General features: G+C 62.8%; 15 protein-coding genes. 8 read left to right on the forward strand and 7 right to left on the reverse strand.

Features of this window, described 5'->3' with window-relative positions:
• Positions 1-35 precede the first annotated feature (35 nt).
• Positions 36-635, reverse strand: coding sequence for an NAD(P)H-dependent oxidoreductase (locus MOQ67_RS17865; protein WP_017848457.1), 600 nt, complete (start codon positions 633-635; stop codon positions 36-38).
• Between the two features lie 69 nt (positions 636-704).
• Here MOQ67_RS17865 and MOQ67_RS17870 point away from each other — a divergent pair, with 69 nt between their 5' ends.
• Positions 705-1,316 carry a TetR/AcrR family transcriptional regulator gene (locus MOQ67_RS17870; protein WP_046483623.1) on the forward strand — a complete coding sequence of 204 codons (612 nt, stop codon included), beginning with the start codon at positions 705-707 and terminating at the stop codon, positions 1,314-1,316.
• Positions 1,317-1,326: 10 nt separating this feature from the next.
• Here MOQ67_RS17870 and MOQ67_RS17875 read toward each other — a convergent pair whose 3' ends face one another.
• Positions 1,327-2,004, reverse strand: coding sequence for a GNAT family N-acetyltransferase (locus MOQ67_RS17875; RefSeq protein WP_046383207.1), 678 nt, complete (start codon positions 2,002-2,004; stop codon positions 1,327-1,329).
• Positions 2,005-2,140: 136 nt separating this feature from the next.
• Entirely contained in the window at positions 2,141-3,022 is an 882-nt protein-coding gene (locus MOQ67_RS17880) for a LysR family transcriptional regulator (RefSeq protein ID WP_104903073.1), read from the reverse strand.
• Positions 3,023-3,135: 113 nt separating this feature from the next.
• On the opposite strand from MOQ67_RS17880, the gene MOQ67_RS17885 reads away from it, so the two are divergent.
• The 3 genes from MOQ67_RS17885 to MOQ67_RS17895 all read left to right on the forward strand — a co-directional run bounded on the left by MOQ67_RS17885 (position 3,136) and on the right by MOQ67_RS17895 (position 7,731).
• Complete coding sequence (locus MOQ67_RS17885; RefSeq protein WP_198717836.1) at positions 3,136-4,338, forward strand: MFS transporter; 1,203 nt, start codon at positions 3,136-3,138, stop codon at positions 4,336-4,338.
• Between the two features lie 193 nt (positions 4,339-4,531).
• Positions 4,532-5,386, forward strand: a complete 855-nt coding sequence (locus tag MOQ67_RS17890) for a CAP domain-containing protein (RefSeq protein WP_198717837.1) — start codon at positions 4,532-4,534, stop codon at positions 5,384-5,386.
• Between the two features lie 158 nt (positions 5,387-5,544).
• Positions 5,545-7,731, forward strand: coding sequence for a GAF domain-containing protein (locus MOQ67_RS17895; protein WP_198717838.1), 2,187 nt, complete (start codon positions 5,545-5,547; stop codon positions 7,729-7,731).
• Positions 7,732-7,734: 3 nt separating this feature from the next.
• Here the strand turns inward: MOQ67_RS17895 and MOQ67_RS17900 are convergent, their stop codons facing one another.
• From MOQ67_RS17900 to MOQ67_RS17915, 4 genes are all read right to left on the reverse strand, one after another.
• Positions 7,735-8,901, reverse strand: coding sequence for a GGDEF domain-containing protein (locus MOQ67_RS17900; protein WP_104903069.1), 1,167 nt, complete (start codon positions 8,899-8,901; stop codon positions 7,735-7,737).
• Between the two features lie 51 nt (positions 8,902-8,952).
• Positions 8,953-11,190 (reverse strand): 1,4-alpha-glucan branching protein GlgB, encoded by a 2,238-nt coding sequence (gene glgB / locus MOQ67_RS17905; protein WP_017848449.1) that lies wholly within the window; start codon positions 11,188-11,190, stop codon positions 8,953-8,955.
• Positions 11,187-14,534: a maltose alpha-D-glucosyltransferase gene (gene treS / locus MOQ67_RS17910; protein ID WP_017848448.1), complete on the reverse strand. Its 3,348-nt coding sequence runs from the start codon at positions 14,532-14,534 to the stop codon at positions 11,187-11,189. Before treS ends, glgB begins: the two co-directional genes overlap by 4 nt.
• A gap of 145 nt (positions 14,535-14,679) precedes the next feature.
• Positions 14,680-16,668 carry an alpha-1,4-glucan--maltose-1-phosphate maltosyltransferase gene (locus tag MOQ67_RS17915; protein ID WP_104903067.1) on the reverse strand — a complete coding sequence of 663 codons (1,989 nt, stop codon included), beginning with the start codon at positions 16,666-16,668 and terminating at the stop codon, positions 14,680-14,682.
• Between the two features lie 204 nt (positions 16,669-16,872).
• Between MOQ67_RS17915 and MOQ67_RS17920 the strand changes: the two genes are divergently transcribed.
• The 4 genes from MOQ67_RS17920 to mapR all read left to right on the forward strand — a co-directional run bounded on the left by MOQ67_RS17920 (position 16,873) and on the right by mapR (position 20,397).
• Positions 16,873-17,040: a hypothetical protein gene (locus MOQ67_RS17920; RefSeq protein ID WP_164887046.1), complete on the forward strand. Its 168-nt coding sequence runs from the start codon at positions 16,873-16,875 to the stop codon at positions 17,038-17,040.
• Between the two features lie 13 nt (positions 17,041-17,053).
• Positions 17,054-17,293 (forward strand): DUF3203 family protein, encoded by a 240-nt coding sequence (locus MOQ67_RS17925; protein ID WP_046483643.1) that lies wholly within the window; start codon positions 17,054-17,056, stop codon positions 17,291-17,293.
• 184 nt (positions 17,294-17,477) lie between these two features.
• Positions 17,478-18,893, forward strand: coding sequence for a cytochrome c oxidase accessory protein CcoG (ccoG, locus tag MOQ67_RS17930; protein ID WP_198717839.1), 1,416 nt, complete (start codon positions 17,478-17,480; stop codon positions 18,891-18,893).
• A gap of 94 nt (positions 18,894-18,987) precedes the next feature.
• Complete coding sequence (gene mapR, locus MOQ67_RS17935; RefSeq protein WP_017848443.1) at positions 18,988-20,397, forward strand: GntR family transcriptional regulator MpaR; 1,410 nt, start codon at positions 18,988-18,990, stop codon at positions 20,395-20,397.
• The last annotated feature ends 47 nt before the right edge of the window (positions 20,398-20,444 follow it).

Below are 20,444 nucleotides of genomic sequence, written 5' to 3' on the forward strand. Positions count from 1 at the left end.
GTCCAACGGTTTCTGGTTCCCTGCTCGCAACGAAATCATCCGGCGACCGTCTCGGTTTCGAACAGACCCTGGCCCACTGCCTTGGCGTGATCCAGATGCACCTGCACCTGGCCGCTTTCCGACTCCAGCAGCAACGCTGACGTCAGCACCTGCGCGCCACAGTAATCGAAGATCCCGTAATCGATCTGCGTGTGCATGGCCTTGGCATAACCATGGCGCTCAAACGCGCTTTGATCGGCAGCACCGAGTGCCAGCAGGTGAACCTGCAAGTGCCGCAGTTTCTTCACCACCGGAGTGTCGGGGCCGTAGTCGATCGCCCAGCCGTTGACGAACACGCGGTCGATCCACCCCTTGAGCAGGCCTGGCAGCGACCACCAGTAAATGGGGAACACCAAGACCAGGGCGTCGGCGCGATCGATGCGGGCTTGTTCGGCGGCGACGTCAGCCGGCGGTTCGGCGCGGGTGCGATGTACGCGCTGGTCGGCAGCGTTGTAGCGCGGGTCGAAGCCTTCGGCGGCAAGGTCGGCGATTTCGAACGTATGGCCAGACGCGCTAAGCCCGGCGGCAACTTGCGCGGCGAGGCTGTGGGTGAGGGATTGCGGGTCGTGATGAGCTACAACGATCAGTGCGTGCATGACAGTGACTCCCATTGGGTTTATGCTGGGCTTAAGTTACCTTTGGTAAGTTACTTTTGGTATATAAGCATGTCAAGCAGTGAATCCCCTGCCCCGCGTCGTCGCCTGTCGCGTGAAGATCGTCTGCGCCAATTGTTGGACGTGGCCTGGCAACTGGTGCGTGAAGAAGGCACCGAAGCCCTGACCCTCGGCCACCTGGCGGAACGAGCGGGCGTGACCAAGCCGGTGGTCTATGACCATTTCGTTACCCGCGCGGGGTTGCTGGCGGCGTTGTATGAGGATTTCGATGGGCGCCAGAATCAGGTGCTTGCCGACGCCCTCGAAGCCAGCAGCCCGACCCTGGAAGATCGCGCGTGGGTGATCGCCTCATCCTATGTCGACTGCGTGTTGTTGCAGGGCCGGGAAATTCCGGGGGTGATCGCGGCGCTGAGCAGCTCGCCGGAGCTGGAAAGCCTCAAGCGCAAGTACGAAGCACTCTTTCTCGATAAGTGCCGCGACGTCATGGCCCCCTTCGCGCCGGGCGGCAGCGTGTCCCAGGCCGGGCTGCGGGCCATGCTCGGGGCGGCGGAGGCCTTGTCTCATGCGGCGGCCAGCGGTGAGCTCAGCCGCGAAGAGGCGCAACAGGAGTTGCTGGCGACCATTCTGGCAATGGTCAATCGCGGGGCGCACAGCGCCCGTTGAGAGGCGTTTTTCAGCCTCGCCCCTGCACAAACAAGCGGACCTTGTGCGCCAGTTGATCCAGGTGCCGGTCACGTTGCTTCTCGGCATCCACCATGGCGCGCTTGCCATGTTTTTGCAGCAGGTAGGTATGAATCTGCCGCACTTCCAATGAGCTATAGATAGCGGCCACATCCAGCACGCCCATCAAGCCATCGGTGGCGTAGGCGCGGGTGTTCATCAGCACCTGCGTGCCGCGCGCGCCGCGCACCTGAAAGCCCATCGCCGCGAAGGCCGGCACTTTGTCCACGGCGCAGGCCAGTTCGGCGTGAGGGTAACGTGCCAGCACCTCTTGCATCATGCCCCGCGCCACGCCCTGGCGCCGGCTGCCTGCCTGTACGGCCATGAACGCCACACCGCAGGCTTCTGGGTCGTCCTTGACCGGCAAGTACAGCAAAAACCCAATGACTTTTTCCGGGTCTTGCGCAGACGTCGCGACGATCAGTTCGACCGCGATCCCCTTCGACCCGTCCAGCGCCTGCAGGTACAAATGCACCTCAAAGCCGATGGCATATTGGTAAATGTTGTAGAGCAGGTTACTCGGCGGCAGCGCGACGCTGCTGATGTCGGTGAGGTTGTCGACCACCATCTGCAGGATCTGGCTGTTGATCGGTTCGGGGCACGGCGTGGTGTAGCGGGTAAGGCTGAACATGCAAATTCCTGAGGTTTCGCGTCAAGGCAGATGGGATTGTACCTGTTGCAGCAGGTTCGGGATCGATAGGCATACCCGCCATGCTCTGCACGCCTGGCGGCTCGCATGCACATCGCCCCGGGGACGGGCCGCACTGTCATCGTCCGCACACCTCGCGCAAACATCCGCGCAACCAACGATGGGCCAGATCGGCGTCCAACCGTGGGTGCCAGAGCATTGCCACGGTAAACGCGGGTAACGCCACCGGCAGCGCAAAACAGAACAGGTCGCGCCGGTCTGGGGTATAGCGCTCGGGCACCGAGGCAATCAGGTCGGTGTTGCGTGCCAGGGCGATGGCGCTGGAAAAACTCGCGACGATGCTGCCGATCTGCCGCTTCAGGCCCTGGGCTTCAAGGACGTCGTCGATCTGGCCGCGGTCCTGGCCGCGCCGCGATACGTAAAGGTGTCGGCCCTCGGCAAACCGTGCAGCGCTGATCTCGCCTTGGCTCAGGGGATGGCCGCTGCGCACCACGCCGATCAGGCGATCGCGAAACAGCGCCTGGGTCAGCACTTCAGGGCTGGCCGTGGGGTCGACCACGCCGATGTCCAGGTCGACGCGGCCTTCGCGCAGTTGCGCAGTGTCCTTGTCGGTCTTGCTGACGAAGCGCAGGCGCACGCCGGGGGCGTCCTCGGCGAGACGGGCGAGCAACGCCGAACCGAAGCCTTCGACAAACTCCTCGCTGGTTCGCAGGGTGAAGGTGCGGACCACGTGGGCCATCTCCAGCGCCTGCGCCGGGCGCAACACCGCCTGGGCGCCCTGCACCAGTTGGCTGACCTGTTCGCGCAGTGCCAACGCCCGGGGCGTCGGCACCAGGCCACGGCCAGCGCGGACCAGCAACGGGTCGCCGGTGGTCGCACGCAAGCGCGCCAACGCCCGGCTCATGGCCGAAGGGCTCAACCGCAGGCGCTTGGCCGCACGGGCGACACTGCCTTCGGCGAGCAATACATCCAGGGTGATCAGCAAATTGAGATCGGGCATCAGTGCTCCATGGCAGGCGTTACATGCAGGTATTTAGTGCAAATCATGCGTCTTCCGCCATGTTAGGCCACGCCGTAGATTTGCGACAGTTGCGTTCATTCAAGGAATCTTCCATGCATACCTCTTCCCGTGGCGGTCTTGTCAGCCTGTGCCTGTCCATGTTGCTGGCCGCCCTTGGCACCAGCATCGCCAATGTCGGCCTGCCCAGCCTCGCGCAGGCCTTCAATGCATCCTTTCACGCGACGCAATGGGTGGTGCTCACCTACCTGCTGGCGATCACGGCAGTCATCGTCAGTGCCGGACGCCTGGGCGATCGGCTGGGGCGACGGCGGCTGTTGATCGCTGGCTTGCTGCTGTTCGCCTTGGCCGGCGGGTTATGCGGTGTCGCGCCTGGCCTGCGGTGGCTGATTGCAGCGCGCAGCCTGCAAGGTTTGGGCGCGGCGATCATGATGGCGATGACGTTAGCGATGGTCGGCGACACCGTCCCCCAAGCGCGCATTGCGCGTGTCATGGGCTTGCTCGGCACGATGTCAGCCGTCGGTACCGCCATGGGCCCCGGCGTGGGCGGCCTGTTGCTCAGTGTGTGGGGGTGGCGCGCGCTGTTTCTGGTGGGGATGCCGCTGGGCTTGCTCGCGGCCGCCCTCGCCTGGCGCTACTTGCCGGTGGATCAGCCACCCGCGCCACTGGCCAGCGGCACCGGCATTTGGCGCTCATTGCAGTCGACCTCGTTACGCGCCGGCCTGGCGATGAGTGCGTTGGTGTCGGCGGTGATCATGGCCACCTTTGTCGTCGGGCCGTTCTACTTGTCCCGAGGGCTTGGGCTCGATCCGGCCGGGATGGGCCTGGCAATGGCCGTCGGCCCTGGTGTCGCGGCGCTCACCGGCATTCCGGCCGGTCGTCTGAGCGAACGCTTTGGCAGCCACGTCATGACACTCGTGGGGCTGGCTGTCTGCGGCAGTGGCGCCCTGTCGCTGTGCCTTGCGTCCGGGCTGGTCACTTATCTTGCCTCACTGATTACGCTGACGGCGGGCTACAGCCTGTTCCAGGCCGCCAACAACACTGCGGTGATGAGCGAAGCCGATGCGGCACGCCGAGGCACGATCTCAGGCCTGCTGAACCTGTCACGCAACCTGGGGCTGATTTTCGGTGCGTCGGCATTGGGCGCGATGTTTGCCTGGACCACTCCCGATGTCACCCACGCCACGCCGCAATCCGTGGCTGACGGTCTGCACGCAACCTTTACCGCAGCATTCGCTTTGATCCTGCTCGCCAGCGCCATGGCATGGCGGCGACAGCCCGCGCGTCAGCTGGCGTGAGCTGAATATCCTCATTCATTGCGGGTTGATCATCCTCGCCATGCCAGCGCGGCGGATGGTGGCGTTTGCCTTGCATGACCAGGGCCGTGAACATCCGGCATTCAAAACCCGAGGAAAAAAGTTCGGACCAACGGGTGCATGGACGCCCCTACATCGCGCATCATGGGCACTTTCAAGTTCAAGGGTAACGTCCATGCGCGTGCTGTCATTGATGATGGGTCTGACGACGCTGGCCGCCAGCCTGGTGTTCTGCGCCAGCGCGATGGCGAATGAAGAAAGTCAGTTAGTGCAACAGATCAACGCTTACCGCAGCCAGGTGCAACGCTGCGGCGACCAAGGTTCCCAGGAACTGCCACCGCTGGCCAGCGATACACGCCTGGTGCTGCCGGCCAGTAATGTCGGCGACTTGCAGCAGGCCCTGGCCCGCGCGGCGTACCCGATGGTCAACGTGCAGGCAATCAGCCTGTCCGGGCCCAAGGATGCCCAGGCGGCCATGAAAGCCGTGCGCGAGAGTTTCTGCCGCGTGGTGCTGGACCCGCAATTCGTCGACATCGGCGTGAGCAACAGCGGCCAGGACTGGCGCATCGTGCTCGCCCGCCCACTGCTGTCCAGCGGCCTGGGCGATTGGCAGACCGAAGGCAGGCAATTGCTGAACCTGATCAACGCCGCCCGCACACAACCGCGCCAATGCGGTCCCCAGGCGTTCACCGCGACCACGCCACTGTCGTGGAACGACACCTTGGCCAGTGCCGCCAACAGCCACACACGCAACATGGCCAACGGCAATTTCTTCGACCATCTGGACCACGACGGCCGCACCCCGGGCGACCGTGCCGAGCTGGCCGGGTACAGCGCGAAGAACATCGGCGAAAACATCGCGGCCGGCCTCGACACCCCGCGCAAAGTGGTGGACGGCTGGCTCGCCAGCCCCGGCCATTGCGCCAACCTGATGAACCCGCAATTCCGTGAATTGGGCGCCGCCTACGCGATGGACCCGAAGAGCGATGCAGGCATTTATTGGATAGCGGTGTTCGGAACACAACAGTAAGTGAACACCCGCGATGAGATCTATCCCAGCGGGTGAAGCATCAAAGTGCCATCTCATGGATAATTGCGCTGAACCGGCAGCAATCATTTCTGTCTGTTGCTTATTGGCCTGACGCATCAGGCATCCAAACAGACCGTGGCAAACAAGGTGTTCACCCGATGATGAATTGGCTGCAAAGCAGCAGCGACATGGCCGAGCGGGTACGCCAGCACGACTGGGCCAGTACGCCCCTGGGTCCGCTGGAACACTGGCCGGATGTGCTCAAGACCACCGTGGCGCTGTGCTTTGCTTCAAGTTTCCCCCAAGCCATCGTGTGGGGGCCTCAATTGACGACCCTCTATAACGACGCGTTCATTCCGATACTGGGCAATAAACCCTATGCCCTGGGGCGTCCGTTCAGCGAGATCTGGAGCGAGGTCTGGGACGACATTAGCCCCATCGCCGACGCGGCTTTCCAGGGCCATGCGACCTATATCGAAAACTTCCCGCTGGTGATCGAACGCGGCGCGGCGCCGGAACAGGCGTACTTCACGTTCTGCTATAGCCCGATCCGCGACCCGCGGGGCCACGTCGTCGGCATGCTCGACACCGTGACCGAAACCACCGCCACGGTGTTCCTTTCGCGCCGCCTTGCGGTGCTGGATACCATCGGCAGCACGGTCGCCAATGCCACCGATGCCGAAGCCATCGTGACCGCCACCACGCACCTGCTGGCGCAGCACCTGCAAGTGTCCATCTGCGCCTACGCCGATATGGACGCCGATGAAGACGGCTTCACCATCCGTGACAACTGGACGGCTCCCGGCTCGCCCAGCATCGTCGGCCACTACCGCCTGCAGGCCTTCGGGCAAACCGCGGTCAAGTGCCTGCGGGCCGGTGAGCCACTGGTGATCGGCAACAACCGGCTTGAACTGCCCGCGCAGGAAGCCGCGGCGTTCCAGGCCCTGGGCATCACCGCCACGATCTGCATACCACTGATCAAACACGGTCGCCTTACGGCCTTGATGGCGGTTCACAGCACAGCAGAGCGGACCTGGTCGCCGTATGACCTGGCGCTGTTGGCCGAAGTCACCGAGCGGTCCTGGGCGCACATCGAACGGGTGCGCGCCGATGCCGCCGTGCGCCAAGGGTTGGCGGCCTTTACCGAATTGAACGCCACCCTCGAGCAGCGTGTGGAAGAACGCACCGCTGCGCTGGCCCAGGCCGAAGCGGCGTTGCGTCAATCGCAGAAACTCGAAGCCATCGGCCAATTGACCGGCGGCGTGGCCCATGACTTCAACAACCTGCTGACCATCATTCGTTCGTCGGTGGACTTTTTGCGTCAGCCCGGGCTGCCCGAAGAACGGCGCCAACGCTACATGCGCGCGGTATCCGACACCGTCGAGCGCGCCAGCAAGTTGACCAGCCAGTTACTTGCGTTCGCGCGCCGCCAACCGCTGAACCCGGAAGTCTTCGATGTGGCGCAGCGGGTCAAGGACATTGGCGAGATGCTCGAGAGTGTCACCGGTGCGCGCATTCATGTGCAGGTTCAATTGCCCGAGCGGCCGTGCCATGTCCGGGTCGACTCGAGCCAGTTCGAAACCGCGCTGATCAATATCGCACTCAACGCCCGCGATGCCATGGACGGCCAGGGCACCCTGACCCTGCGCGTGGACACGTTGGATGCGATGCCGCGCATCCGGGGCGATGCCCAAGCCTGCCAGCCGTTTGTCACGGTGGCCCTGGCCGACACCGGCAGCGGCATTCCGGGGGAAACGTTCGAGCGCATTTTCGAGCCGTTCTTTACCACCAAGGCCGTGGGCAAAGGCACGGGCCTGGGGTTGTCACAGGTGTTCGGCTTCGCCAAGCAGTCCGGTGGCAATGTCGACGTGGCCAGCCGTCTTGGCCAGGGCACGGTGTTTACCCTGTACCTGCCCGAGGTCGAGCCGGAGGACGCCCGCCACGAGCCCTCCCCTAGTGACCCGGCACCGCCCCACGACACGACCCTGCGCAACATCCTGATCGTGGAAGACAACCTGGACGTAGGCCGTTTCGCCAACCAGATCCTCCAGGACCTCGGTTACCAGACCACCTGGGCGACCGATGCCGAACAGGCGCTGGCGCTGGCCGGTCCGGATGCCGCGGCTTTCGACGCGATTTTCTCAGACGTGGTGATGCCGGGCATGACCGGCGTGGCGATGGCCAGGCTCCTGCGCCAACGTCGCGCCGACCTGCCGGTGGTACTCACCTCCGGCTACAGCGAAGAACTCGCGGAAAGCGGCTACGAAGGGTTCGAGTTCCTCGCCAAGCCCTACTCCGCCGACCAGGTGGCGCGGGTGCTGGCCAAGGCCATGTTCAAGGACTGAGCCCTACTCCGCCACGGCCACTTGATTGCGGCCGAGGGCCTTGGCGCGGTATAGCGCCTTGTCGGCGGTGTTCATCAACGCGTGCAGGTCGCCATCCAAGGTGCAGGTCGACGCCACGCCGAGACTGGCGGTCATGCCCTGCACAGGTTCGGAAGCCATGCAGGAGATGGCCTTGATCAACTGCTCAGCGATACCCCGGGCGGTTTCCAGCGAGGTATTGGGCAGCAACACCGCAAACTCCTCGCCCCCCAGGCGACCGTACACATCGGCCTGGCGAAACGACGCGGTGATCACTCCGCCGATCTGCCGCAATACCTGGTCGCCGGCCTGGTGGCCGTAGGTATCGTTGATTTCCTTGAAGTGGTCCATGTCGATCATCAACGCGCACAGCGGCTGCCGGTTGAGACGGCACTGCGCGTACAGCAATTGTGCATGTTCAAAAAACGCGCGGCGGTTCATCAGCCCGGTCAGTTCATCGGTCTGTGCGGCGCGCGCGGAAATAGTGTGGGCGCGTTCCATCTGCCTGGTCAGGCGGAAGGCTTTTTCCAGGGCGCCGGACAACTTGCGCGTGGCACTGACCACAAACGAGGAAAACACCAGCACCGCAATCGCCACGCCGACCTGCATCGACGACGGCTGAAACAGCAGCCACAGCGTACACGGCAGCAACACCAGGCCCATGGACACCATGGTCATGTAGCGATAGGCCGAATAGCACGAGACAGCACTGACGGACATGCCCACGGTAAACAACATCACCAGTACTTGGGACATCCGGTCGTCGCTGGGCATTACCGCAAAGGCACCGGCGCCCCAGATGCTCGCGGACAGTATCAAGGTGAGCCAGTAACGGCGCTCCCAGCGTTCCGGCGTGCGCTCGCTGTGGGGGCTGCGAAACCACTCGAGGAACATTTTCACCCGCAGCAGCGATGACGCCGCCAGCACCGCCAGCCATACCTGCATGACCTGGTGGTCAAAACGGTCCCAACACAGCCAGCAAAGCATCGCCGCCGCGAAATAACTGCCGAAAATGGCGGCAAATGACTGACGAAACAGCTGATGCAAACGATCGGTTCGCACCTGCCCCTCAATAACGCAATCCTGGTCTTGCTCATGCCCAAGGCCATTCATGAAAACCGCCTGATTCAACTGCCGCGACAAAGGTGCCATTGTGGCACCCTGCCACTAGCGCGGACAATAGACGCCAGCACCTTGGCGCCGTTAACTGTCTTGCGGACGCAAAATCAGCACGCCCAATGGCGGCAGATTCAACGACAGCGACACCGGTTGACCATGATGCGGTTCATCTTCGGTGAATACCCCCCCGCCATTGCCATAATTCGAACCGGCATACGTGTCCGCATCGCTGTTGATCACCTCGCTCCAACGCCCGGCGAATGGCACGCCGACCTTGTAGGCTTCACGGGGCACCGGGGTGAAGTTGGCCACCACCAGTACCGGCCTGCCGTCCTTGCTCCAGCGCAGCCAGGCGTAGACGCTGTTGATCGCATCGTCGCCGATCAGCCACTGGAAGCCTTGGGGCGCGTCGTCCTGTTCATACAGGGCCGGTTCTTCGCGGTACAGCCGATTCAAGTCACTCACCAGCTTCTGCACCCCACGGTGTTCGGGGTATTGCAGCAGGTACCAGTCCAGTTGCTGGTCGTGGTTCCACTCGCGCCATTGGCCGAACTCGCAGCCCATGAACAGCAGCTTCTTGCCCGGGTGCGTCCACATGAAACTCAGGTAGGCGCGCAGGTTGGCGAATTTCTGCCAGCGGTCGCCGGGCATCTTGTCGATCAGCGAGTGCTTGCCGTGGACCACTTCATCGTGGGAGATCGGCAGGATGAAACGCTCGGACCAGGCATACACCAGGCCAAAACTCAGTTCATTGTGATGGTGGGCGCGGTACACCGGGTCTTGCTGGATGTAATGCAGGGAATCGTTCATCCAGCCCATGTTCCACTTGTAGTTGAAGCCCAGGCCGCCCTGTTGGGTCGGCTGGCTGACGCCCGGCCAGGCCGTGGATTCTTCGGCGATCACCAGCGCGCCGGGGGCTTCGAGGGCGACCACGTCGTTCAAGTGCCGCAGGAAGTCGATGGCTTCGAGGTTCTCGCGGCCGCCATGGCGGTTGGGCACCCATTCGCCGGCCTTGCGCGAATAGTCGCGATACAGCATCGAGGCCACGGCATCGACGCGCAGGCCATCGACGTGGAAGTGTTTGAGCCAATGCAGCGCCGAGGCCAGCATAAAGCCATGTACTTCGGTGCGACCCAGGTTGTAGATCAGCGTGTCCCAATCCTGGTGGAAGCCTTCCAGCGGGTTGGCGTATTCGTACAGCGCCGTGCCATCGAATTGCGCGAGGCCGTGGGCATCGGTGGGAAAATGCGCCGGTACCCAGTCGAGGATCACGCCGATGTCGGCCTGGTGACAGGCATTGACGAACTCGGCGAATGCTTGCGGCGAACCGAAGCGCGCAGTCGGCGCGAACTGGGACAACGCTTGATAGCCCCAGGAGCCGCCGAACGGGTGTTCCATGATCGGCATCAGCTCGATATGGGTAAAGCCCAACTGTTGCACATACGGAATCAGCCGCTCGGCCAGTTCACCCCAGCCGTACTGGCGCGAAACCTCACCGGCCTCGTCCAGTTCGCACTGCCAGGAGCCCAGGTGCAACTCATAAATCGACAGCGGTGCCGTGGGCTTCTGCTTTTGCGCACGCGCCTGCATCCACGCGTGATCCTGCCAGTCGACCTGCAACGGCGACGCGACTTTCGATGCCGTGTCGGGCGGCATCTGGGTGGCCAGGGCCATCGGGTCGGCCTTGAGCGGCAAAATGCCGTGGGCCCCGAGAATCTCGTATTTGTAGGCCGCGCCCGCTTGCAAGCGTGGGATAAAGATCTCCCACACACCGGCCGGATGGCGCAGGCGCATCGGGTGGCGGCGGCCGTCCCAGATATTGAAGTCGCCGACCACCGACACGCGCCGGGCGTTCGGTGCCCACACGGCAAACCGCACGCCCTGCACGCCATCGACCGTGGTCAACTGGGCGCCCAGGCAGCTGCTGAGGTCACGGTGATTGCCTTCGGCAAACAGGTACAGGTCCATTTCCCCCAGCAGCAGTTGCTGGAAACTGTAAGGGTCTTCGGTGATCTGTTCGCCACCGGCCCATTGGATCTTCAACAGGTAGGCCTGGCGGCTGCTGAAATGCCCGATAAACAGACCCGGCACCTGGGTCGCGTCGAGGCTGCCGATCGGCTCGCCAGTGTCGCGACTCAGCAGCTGGACACTCAAGGCCTCCGGCAGGAACGCACGGACAAACTGGCCGCCCTGCTCGTCATCATGGGGCCCGAGAATCGAGAACGGATCATGGTGTTCGGCGCGCACCAGCGCTTCGACGTCCTTGGACGCCGGCATTGCTGTCAGTTTCGGCTGCAGCGGTTCTTTATTCGTAAAACTCATGACGTCTCCCCACCGCGTACAGATTTCGATCCAGGTATGAGCCCGCTGAGCAAACCGTGTAACCCCTGCAAGGGCACCGGCAGCCAGGTCGGGCGGTTTTCCGCTTCATAAGCCACTTCGTACGCGGCCTTCTCCAGGCTGAACAAGGTCAGCGCTGCGTCCTGGCCTTTGGCATCCTGCCAGTCATGCGCCAGTGTAGCCGTCGCCGCGTGATAAGCCTTGATAAATGCCAGACGCGCCTCAATCAGGTAGCGCTCGGTCACACGCTGGCGCGCCGCGTCCGCTGCGGGTGAGTGGTCCACACCTTGCACATTCAGGGCCATGGCCGCTGCGTAATCAAACGAACGCAGCACGCCGCTGACGTCTTTATACGGGCTGTGCTTGCCGCGCCGTTCGTGCAGCGGCCGCGCCGGCTCCCCTTCAAAGTCGATCAGGTAGGCGTCGCCTTTCACTACCAGCACCTGGCCCAGGTGCAAGTCACCGTGGACGCGAATGCGCAAGCCGCCCAACGTGGCCTGCGCCAACGCCCGGACCTGAGCGCCGATGGCTTTTTTCTGCTCCAACAATTCACTGACCCGCGCCTGATCGGCCGGGTTCAATTGGTTTTGATGCAGTTTGAGCAATTGCAGGGCGCGCTCGATCTGCGCCGCGATGTCCTTGGCCCAGGCCTCGGCATCCTTGGCGGTGGTGACTTCGGCTTGGAAGTCTGGGTTGGCCGTCGGCGCCGCCAGCACGCCGTGCATTTCACCCAGGCGCTGCCCGAGCAAGCCGGCAAAGTCGGCCAGCTCGCCCAAGGCGTTGTAATGCTGCTCCTGTTCGGACATCGCTTCGGCCAGTTCGTCGCGGATCGCGCGCTCCAGGTTGTTCTGGGTCCAGCCCCAGGCGTCGCCCTGGTTGCTCAGGTAGCCCTGGGCAATCATCAACAGGTTGTCCTGGCCTTGGCCGTCACGCCGAATCATCGAACCGAGCAACGGCGAAATGTTCGGGTAACCGGCTGCGGTCAGGTAGGCGCTCATCTCCAGCTCCGGATGGACCCCGGCGCTGACCTTGCGGATCAGCTTGAGCACCAGGCTCTCGCCCACCACCACCGAGCTGTTGGACTGCTCGGCGGCCAGGTAGCGCACGGGCGACTCATCGGTCAGCGCCAGCCTGGCCAGTTGCGGCGTGGCTTCAAAGCGCAGCTCGCCCTCGCTGCTGTTCAACACGGTGCCGGCCTGCAAGGCCTGGATCACCGCGCGGATAAAGTGTTCCAGGCTGAACGCATCGGTCACCAACCCCACCTGACGCACGCGCCGCACACGGGCCAGGGCCAGTTGTTGCGGCAAGGCGCTGGTGAACTGGTCTTCGCCGAGAAAGCCGAACGGCAACTGGTAACGGCTGACCTGCCCCCCGGCGCTCACCTCGATTTCGCTGAGCAGCACCGGGTGCTGCAGGTCGCCGAACCGCACGCCGTAGGCGATATGCACGCTGTCGATGGCCGTGTCCTTGCCGGCGAACCAGCGGCGCTTGGGCAGCCAGGCCGGCAGCGAGGTGTGCTCCAGGACGGCGCGACACGGTGCGTCGAGCAGCTCCTCCATGCGCTTTTTCAGAACCAGGGTGGTGAAGTCCGGCATGCTTTGCACCGGTTCCACATGCCAGCTGGGCATCTGGTTTTCCGCCGCCAGCACGAACCAATAGAAGCCATACGGCGCCAGGGTCAGCAGGAAATTCAACTGGCCGATGGGCGGGAACGCATTACCGCCGAGCATCTCCACCGGCACCATGCCGGCGAAGGCCGAGAGGTCCAACTCGGCCGCCTGGGCGCTGCGCGAGACGTTGGCCACGCACAGGATGATCTCGGTGCGGCCGTCGTCCCCGGTGAATTCACGGGTATAGGCGAGGATGCGCCGGTTGCTCGGCGAGAGCATCTTCAAGCTGCCGCGGCCGAAGGCCTTGGACTGCTTGCGCACCGCAAGCATGCGGCGGGTCCAGTTGAGCAACGAATGCGGGTCCTGGGCCTGGGTTTCGACGTTGACCGACTGATAGCCGTATTGCGCGTCCATGATCGGCGGCAGCACCAGGCTGGCCGGGTCGGCGCGGGAAAAGCCGCCGTTGCGGTCGATGGACCACTGCATCGGCGTTCGCACGCCGTCGCGGTCGCCCAGGTAGATGTTGTCGCCCATGCCGATTTCATCGCCGTAATACAGGGTCGGCGTGCCGGGCATCGACAACAGCAGGCTGTTGAGCAGTTCGACGCGGCGCCGGTCACGCTCCATCAGCGGCGCCAGGCGCCGGCGAATGCCCAGGTTGATCCGCGCGCGACGGTCGGCGGCGTAGTAGTTCCACAGGTAGTCGCGTTCTTTGTCGGTGACCATTTCCAGGGTCAGTTCATCGTGGTTGCGCAGGAAGATCGCCCATTGGCAATTGGCCGGGATTTCCGGGGTCTGGCGCAGGATGTCGGTGATCGGGAAACGGTCCTCCTGGGCCAACGCCATGTACATGCGCGGCATCAGCGGGAAGTGAAAGGCCATGTGGCATTCATCGCCGTCGTCGCCCTTTTTGTCACCGAAGTACATCTGCGTGTCTTCCGGCCACTGGTTGGCTTCGGCCAGCAGCATGCGGTCGGGGTAATGAGCGTCGATCTCGGCGCGGATCTGCTTGAGGACGTCGTGGGTTTCCGGCAGATTTTCGTTGTTGGTGCCGTCGCGCTCGATCAGGTACGGGATCGCGTCCAGGCGCAGGCCGTCGATGCCCATGTCGAGCCAGAAGCGCATAACCGACAGCACAGCTTTCATCACTTGCGGATTGTCGAAGTTGAGGTCGGGCTGGTGCGAATAGAAACGGTGCCAGAAGTACTGGCCGGCCACCGGGTCCCAGGTCCAGTTGGACTTCTCGGTATCGAGGAAGATGACGCGCGTGCCGTCGTACTTCTGATCGTCGTCGGACCACACGTAGAAGTCCCGCGCCGCCGAACCGGGCTTGGCCTTGCGTGCGCGCTGAAACCACGGGTGCTGGTCGGAGGTGTGGTTGATCACCAGTTCGGTGATCACCCGCAGCCCGCGTTGGTGGGCTTCGGCGATAAAGCGCCGGGCGTCGGCCATGGTCCCGTAGTCGCTGTGCACGCCGCGGTACTCGGCGATGTCATAACCGTCGTCGCGACGTGGCGAGGGGTAGAACGGCAGGAGCCAGATGGTGTTCACACCGAGGTCGGCGATGTAGTCGAGTTTGGCGATCAGCCCGGGAAAGTCACCGATGCCGTCGTTATTGGAGTCGAAATAGGATTTGACGTGAACCTGATAGATCACCGCGTCCTTGTACCACAGCGGGTCTTTGATAAAGGTGGCAGCCTTGGGTTTCTTCGCCATTGGAAACTCCTGAAAACTCGAGGATTCTTGCAGACTGAAGCGGGTCGAAGTGCGGGGGCTTGCGCCCGATAGCGGCAGGACAGTCACTTGATCCATAGGCTGGCATAGCGCTTTCGGGAGCAAGCCCCCGCCCACATGTCGCTCCTTAGTACGTGGTGATGCGCCAGATCCCGAACGGCATCTGCGGCTCCAGCCGCATCCATTGGGTCTTGCCGTACCATGTCCAGCGATGGCCGTTCATCAAATCTTCGCCCTGGGTGTGGGCGTCGTCCGGCAGGCCCAGCTCCCACAGCGGCAATTCGAATTGCGCTTCCTGGGCATTGAATGGGTCGAGGTTGACCGCCACCAGGATGAAATTGCTGCCGTCTTCGCTGCGCTTGCCGAAGTACAGGATGTTCTCGTTCCAGGCGTTGTAGAGCGTTAGCCCCAAATGCGTGTGCAATGCCGGGTTTTGCCGGCGGATGCGGTTGAGTTGGGCGATCTCGGCGATGATGTTGCCGGGTGCGGTGAAATCCCGGGGGCGGATCTCGTATTTTTCCGAGTCCTGGTACTCTTCCTTGCCCGGCACCGGCGCGGCTTCGCACAGTTCGAAGCCGGAATACATGCCCCACAACCCCGAGCCCATGCTCGCCAGCGCGGCGCGGATCAAGAAGCCCGGGCGCCCGGACTCATGCAGGAAAGCGGGGTTGATGTCCGGGGTGTTGACGAAGAAGTTCGGCCGGTAGCACTCGCGCCAGGGCGACTCGTTCAATTGCGCCAAGTACTCGCTCAGCTCGGCCTTGGTGTTGCGCCAGGTGAAATAGGTGTAGCTCTGGGAGTAACCGACCTTGCCCAGGCGCGCCATCATCGCCGGTGTGGTGAATGCTTCGGCGAGGAAGATCACCTCCGGGTACTTGGACCGCACATCGCTGATCAGCCATTGCCAGAATGGCAGCGGCTTGGTGTGAGGGTTATCGACGCGGAATGTCTTCACGCCCTCCTCGACCCAAGCGAGCACGATGTCACGCAGTTCGGTCCACAGGCTGGGGATCGCATCGGCGGCGTAGAAATCGACGTTGACGATGTCTTGGTACTTTTTCGGCGGGTTTTCCGCGTATTTGATCGTGCCGTCCGGGCGCCAGTTGAACCAGCCCGGGTGCTGCTTGAGCCACGGGTGGTCCTGGGAGCACTGAATGGCAAAGTCCAGGGCGACTTCCAGGCCATGGTCGGCGGCGGCCTTGACCAGGCGCCGAAAATCGTCGCGGCTGCCCAGTTGCGGATGAATCGCGTCGTGACCGCCCTCCTCGCTGCCTATCGCGTAGGGGCTGCCCGGATCGTGCTGCTCGGCCCTCAAGGCATTGTTCCTGCCCTTACGGTGGCTGCGGCCGATGGGGTGGATCGGCGGGAAGTACAGCACGTCGAACCCCATGTCATGGATCATCGACAGCCGCGAATGCACGTCGAGGAACGTACCGTGACGCGCTGGATGGTCGGTGATAGAGCGCGGAAACAGCTCATACCAACTGGCAAACTGCGCACGCTCGCGCTCCACGTCGAGCGGGTACGCGGGACTGATGCTCAAATAGGCGCGGTGATCGGCCCGGGTCATCAGGTACGCACTGTCTTCGTGCAGGAACAGCGCAACCTGCTCGGTTTCCAGCAGGCCGGAGAGCTCGTGGTGCAAGCGCATCAGGCGCTCGCGCAGCTCACTGTCACTGCGCTCGGCGGCCAGCAGCACCAGGCTGCGGCCTTCCTGCAACTCAAGGCTGACCGGCACGCCAGCCTCATGTTTCTTGCGCAGTTCGTAGCAGAAGCTGGCAAAGCTATCGATCCAGGCTTCGATGCAATATTCATGGGGCCCTTGGGCGGTGACGGTAAACGCGCCCTCCCAGCCGTCGTTGCCGATATCGGCCATGACCTCGCTGTGCCAGCTTTCATCGTGCAAGGCGCGCCAGCGGATCAGCACCGCGAGCGTGTCGTGGCCGTCGGCGAACACCTTGCTGGTGACATTGATGCGTTGGCCCACCACGGCCTTGACCGCAAATTCGCCGCCGTCGATCACCGGCATGGTGCTTTCAATCGCTATGCGAGGCAGCAACAACGCCTGGGACAGCGGCAATACACAATCGTCTGGAGTCAGTGTTTCAGCAGTCATCGAGCATCTTCCCCTTACGCCCTGTGGACGCTCTTTGCTTGATCCGAATTCTGATACGGCACCGCTCTCCCTGAGCAGGGCCACATAAGGTCCGAGCCCGGGGCCGGGTGAAAAGTTCAGGTGGATGTGCCGCCATCGACGGGGGAATCAATTCCCCCGGGCGGCTGTCCACCGATAGAGCAAAGCACAAAGGAGGCCACACCGATGAATATCCCGATCCCCGCGCAAACGCCCGATCCGAATATCGACAAGCCGACCCTGCCGCCCACCGAACCGGCTGCGCCTCCTGAGGAGGAACCGCCGCAAGACCCGCCCGTGCGGGTGGAGGAACCCTCAGCCCAATGCTATCCCCTCACCATCACCAGACGATGACAAGGAGTTCACCATGCCTGTACGTATCGAAAACCAGATCTGCTACTTCACGGTCGATGACAACGGCCAGGAACAAAGCCTGCCCGCGTCCCAGGTCACCATCAGTACCGACAGCGAAAAATCCATGTCTTTTGTGGCGCTGAACGACGATCGGATCTACATCACCGAGGTCGAGGCCGACGCGCTGACCGTCGCCGGCGCCCAGGATGGGCGCAAACACCTGAAGGCCAGCGACAGTGATTCGGTGATTTGATTGATCTGTATCAGCACACGCTGAATCGAGCTGCGCCCCAGGCGCCACGGGGTGCAGCACATTGTCGCAGCAGGGCCTTTGCAGCGCATCTGATCCGCTTTTTATCGCCACACCTGAGTCTGTTATGCAAACAGCACGACGAGCATAGTTCACCGGCCTGATGGAGGCTGATGAGCAAACGACCATGAGCGAAATGATCCCCGTCCGAACCGTGGAAATCCACGAGCCTGCGCACCCGAAGAAGGTGACGGCCAAATCCAGCGATAACCAGATCCATACCCGTAGCTTCACCGGCCTGTACCGCACCTTGCGCGTGGCTGGTGCAGGCTTTCTGTTCCTGGCGTTTTTCGGCACGGTGTGGCTGAACTGGGGCGGGCGCCAGGCCGTACTGTGGGACCTGGCCGAAAGCAAGTTCCACATATTCGGCGCCACGTTCTGGCCGCAGGACTTCATCCTGCTGTCGGCGCTGTTGATCATCTGCGCCTTCGGCCTGTTTGCGATCACCGTGTTCGCCGGCCGGGTGTGGTGCGGCTACACCTGCCCGCAAAGCTCGTTTACCTGGCTGTTCATGTGGTGCGAAAAAGTCACCGAAGGCGAGCGCAACCAGCGTATCAAGCTGCAAGCGGCACCCTGGAGCCTGAACAAACTGGCGCGGCGCTCGGCCAAACATACGCTGTGGCTGGGGATCAGCGTGCTGACCGGGTTGACCTTTGTCGGTTACTTCACACCCATTCGCCCGCTGGCCAGCGAACTGCTGACCTGGCAGATGGGCGGCGTGAGCCTGTTCTGGGTGGTGTTTTTCACCGCCGCCACTTACCTCAACGCCGGCTGGCTGCGCGAAGCGGTGTGCATGCACATGTGCCCGTATGCGCGATTCCAGAGCGTGATGTTCGACAAAGACACGCTGACCATCTCCTACGATGCGGCCCGTGGCGAACACCGCGGCCCGCGCAAGCGTGAAGCCAAACCGGCGGACGTCGGCCTCGGCGACTGCATCGATTGCCAATTGTGCGTGCAAGTGTGCCCCACCGGCATCGATATCCGCGACGGCCTGCAAATGGAATGCATCGGCTGCGCGGCGTGCATCGATGCCTGCGACTCGATCATGGACAAAATGGGCTACACCCGCGGCCTGGTGAGCTACACCAGCGAACATCAACTGCAAGGCGGCAAGACCCACCTGCTCAGGCCACGCCTGATCGGCTACAGTGCGGTGCTGCTGGTGATGATCGCGGCGTTGGTCGTGGCACTGGTGCAGCGGCCGATGGTGTCGCTGGACGTGACCAAGGACCGCGGCATGTTCCGCGAAAACAGCCAGGGCCTGATCGAAAACATCTACAGCCTCAAGGTCATCAACAAGACCCAGCAACCCCAGGACTACCGCCTGGAACTGGTGGATGGCGAAGGCTTCCAGCTGCAAGGCAAGACCCAGATCAGCCTGGCCCCGGGGGAAATCAGCGACGTGCCGGTGTCGGTGGCGTTGCTGGCGGACAAGCCGGCGAGCAGTTCGCAGATCCTGCGCTTCAAGGTCACCAACATCGACGAACCATGGGTCTACAGCGCTGCCGACAGCCGTTTCGTGGCACCGTTGAACCGCTGAGGGTTGGCCTGCATAAGAGATCAAATGTGGCAGCCGCTCAGCCGGCGGCCACATTTCGCCCTGCGTACATCTTGAGAAGATTAATTTGGCTACCATGAAACGCTACGAAAAATTCGCCGACGACATCGCAGAACTGATCCGCTCCGGCGTGCTCGGCCCTGGCCAGCGAGTGCCTTCGGTGCGCTATGCCAGCCAGACCTACGGCGTCAGCCCGTCCACGGTGTTCCAGGCGTACTACCTGCTGGAACGCCGCGGCCTGATCCGGGCACGACCGCGTTCCGGCTACTTCGTCAACACCCATGCGCCCAGCCCGTTCTCCGAACCGGTGGTGAGTGAACACGTGCATGAGTCCACCGAAGTCGATGTGAGCGAATTGGTGTTCTCGGTGCTCGAGTCCATCAAAGACCCGAATACCGTGCCGTTCGGCTCGGCCTTCCCCAGCCCGATGCTGTTCCCGCTGCCCCGCCTGGCCCGCTCCCTGGCCAGCGCCGCCCGTGAGATGGACCCGCGCCTGGTGGTCACCGACATGTCGCCGGGCAACCCGCAACTGCGCCGGCAGATTGCCCTGCGTTATATGGTCGGCGGCCTGATGTTGCCGATGGAAGAGCTGCTGATCACCAACGGCGCCCTCGAAGCCCTGAACCTGTGCCTGCAGGCCGTCACCGAACCGGGCGATCTGGTGGCCATTGAAGCGCCGGCGTTTTATGCCTGCCTGCAAGTGCTCGAACGCCTGAAACTCAAAGCGGTGGAAATCCCCGTGCATCCGCGTGACGGCATCGACCTCAACGCCCTGGCGCAAAGCCTGGAGCGCTACCCGATCAAAGCCTGTTGGACCATGACCAGTTTCCAGAACCCCATGGGCGCCACGCTGCCGGAAGCGAAGAAACAGGAATTGGTGGAGCTGCTGCGCCGCCATCAGGTGCCGTTGATCGAGGACGACGTCTACGCAGAATTGTACTACGGACAACAGGCACCGAAACCCGCCAAGGCCTTCGACACCGAGGGCCTGGTGATGCACTGCGGCTCCTTCGCCAAGAGCCTCGCACCGGGTTATCGCATTGGCTGGGTGGCGGCCGGGCGCTATGCGCAGAAGGTCGAGCGTTTGAAGCTGATGACCTCGTTGTGCCCGTCGATGCCCGCCCAGGCGGCGATTGCCGACTACCTGCAACATGGCGGCTATGACCGGCACTTGCGCAAATTGCGCTACGCCCTGGAAGAACAGCAAAGCGCCATGCTCGCGGCCATTGCCCGGTATTTTCCGGCGCAGACGCGGGTCAGCCAGCCGGCCGGCGGGTATTTCCTCTGGCTGGAATTGCCGGAGCAGACGGATTCATTGAAGTTGTTCCAGATGGCCTTGGCCCAGGGCATCAGCATCGCGCCGGGGCCGATTTTCTCGGCGACCCAGCGTTTCAGGAACTGTATCCGCTTGAACTACGGCAGCCCGTGGTCGGAAGCATCGGAAAAAGCGATGGAGACGTTGGGACGCATTGTGCGCTCGTTTTGACGCGGAACCAGATCGACGCACGTACCACACAGGACACTCACTATTCC

This window comes from Pseudomonas sp. LY-1 (assembly GCF_053502595.1).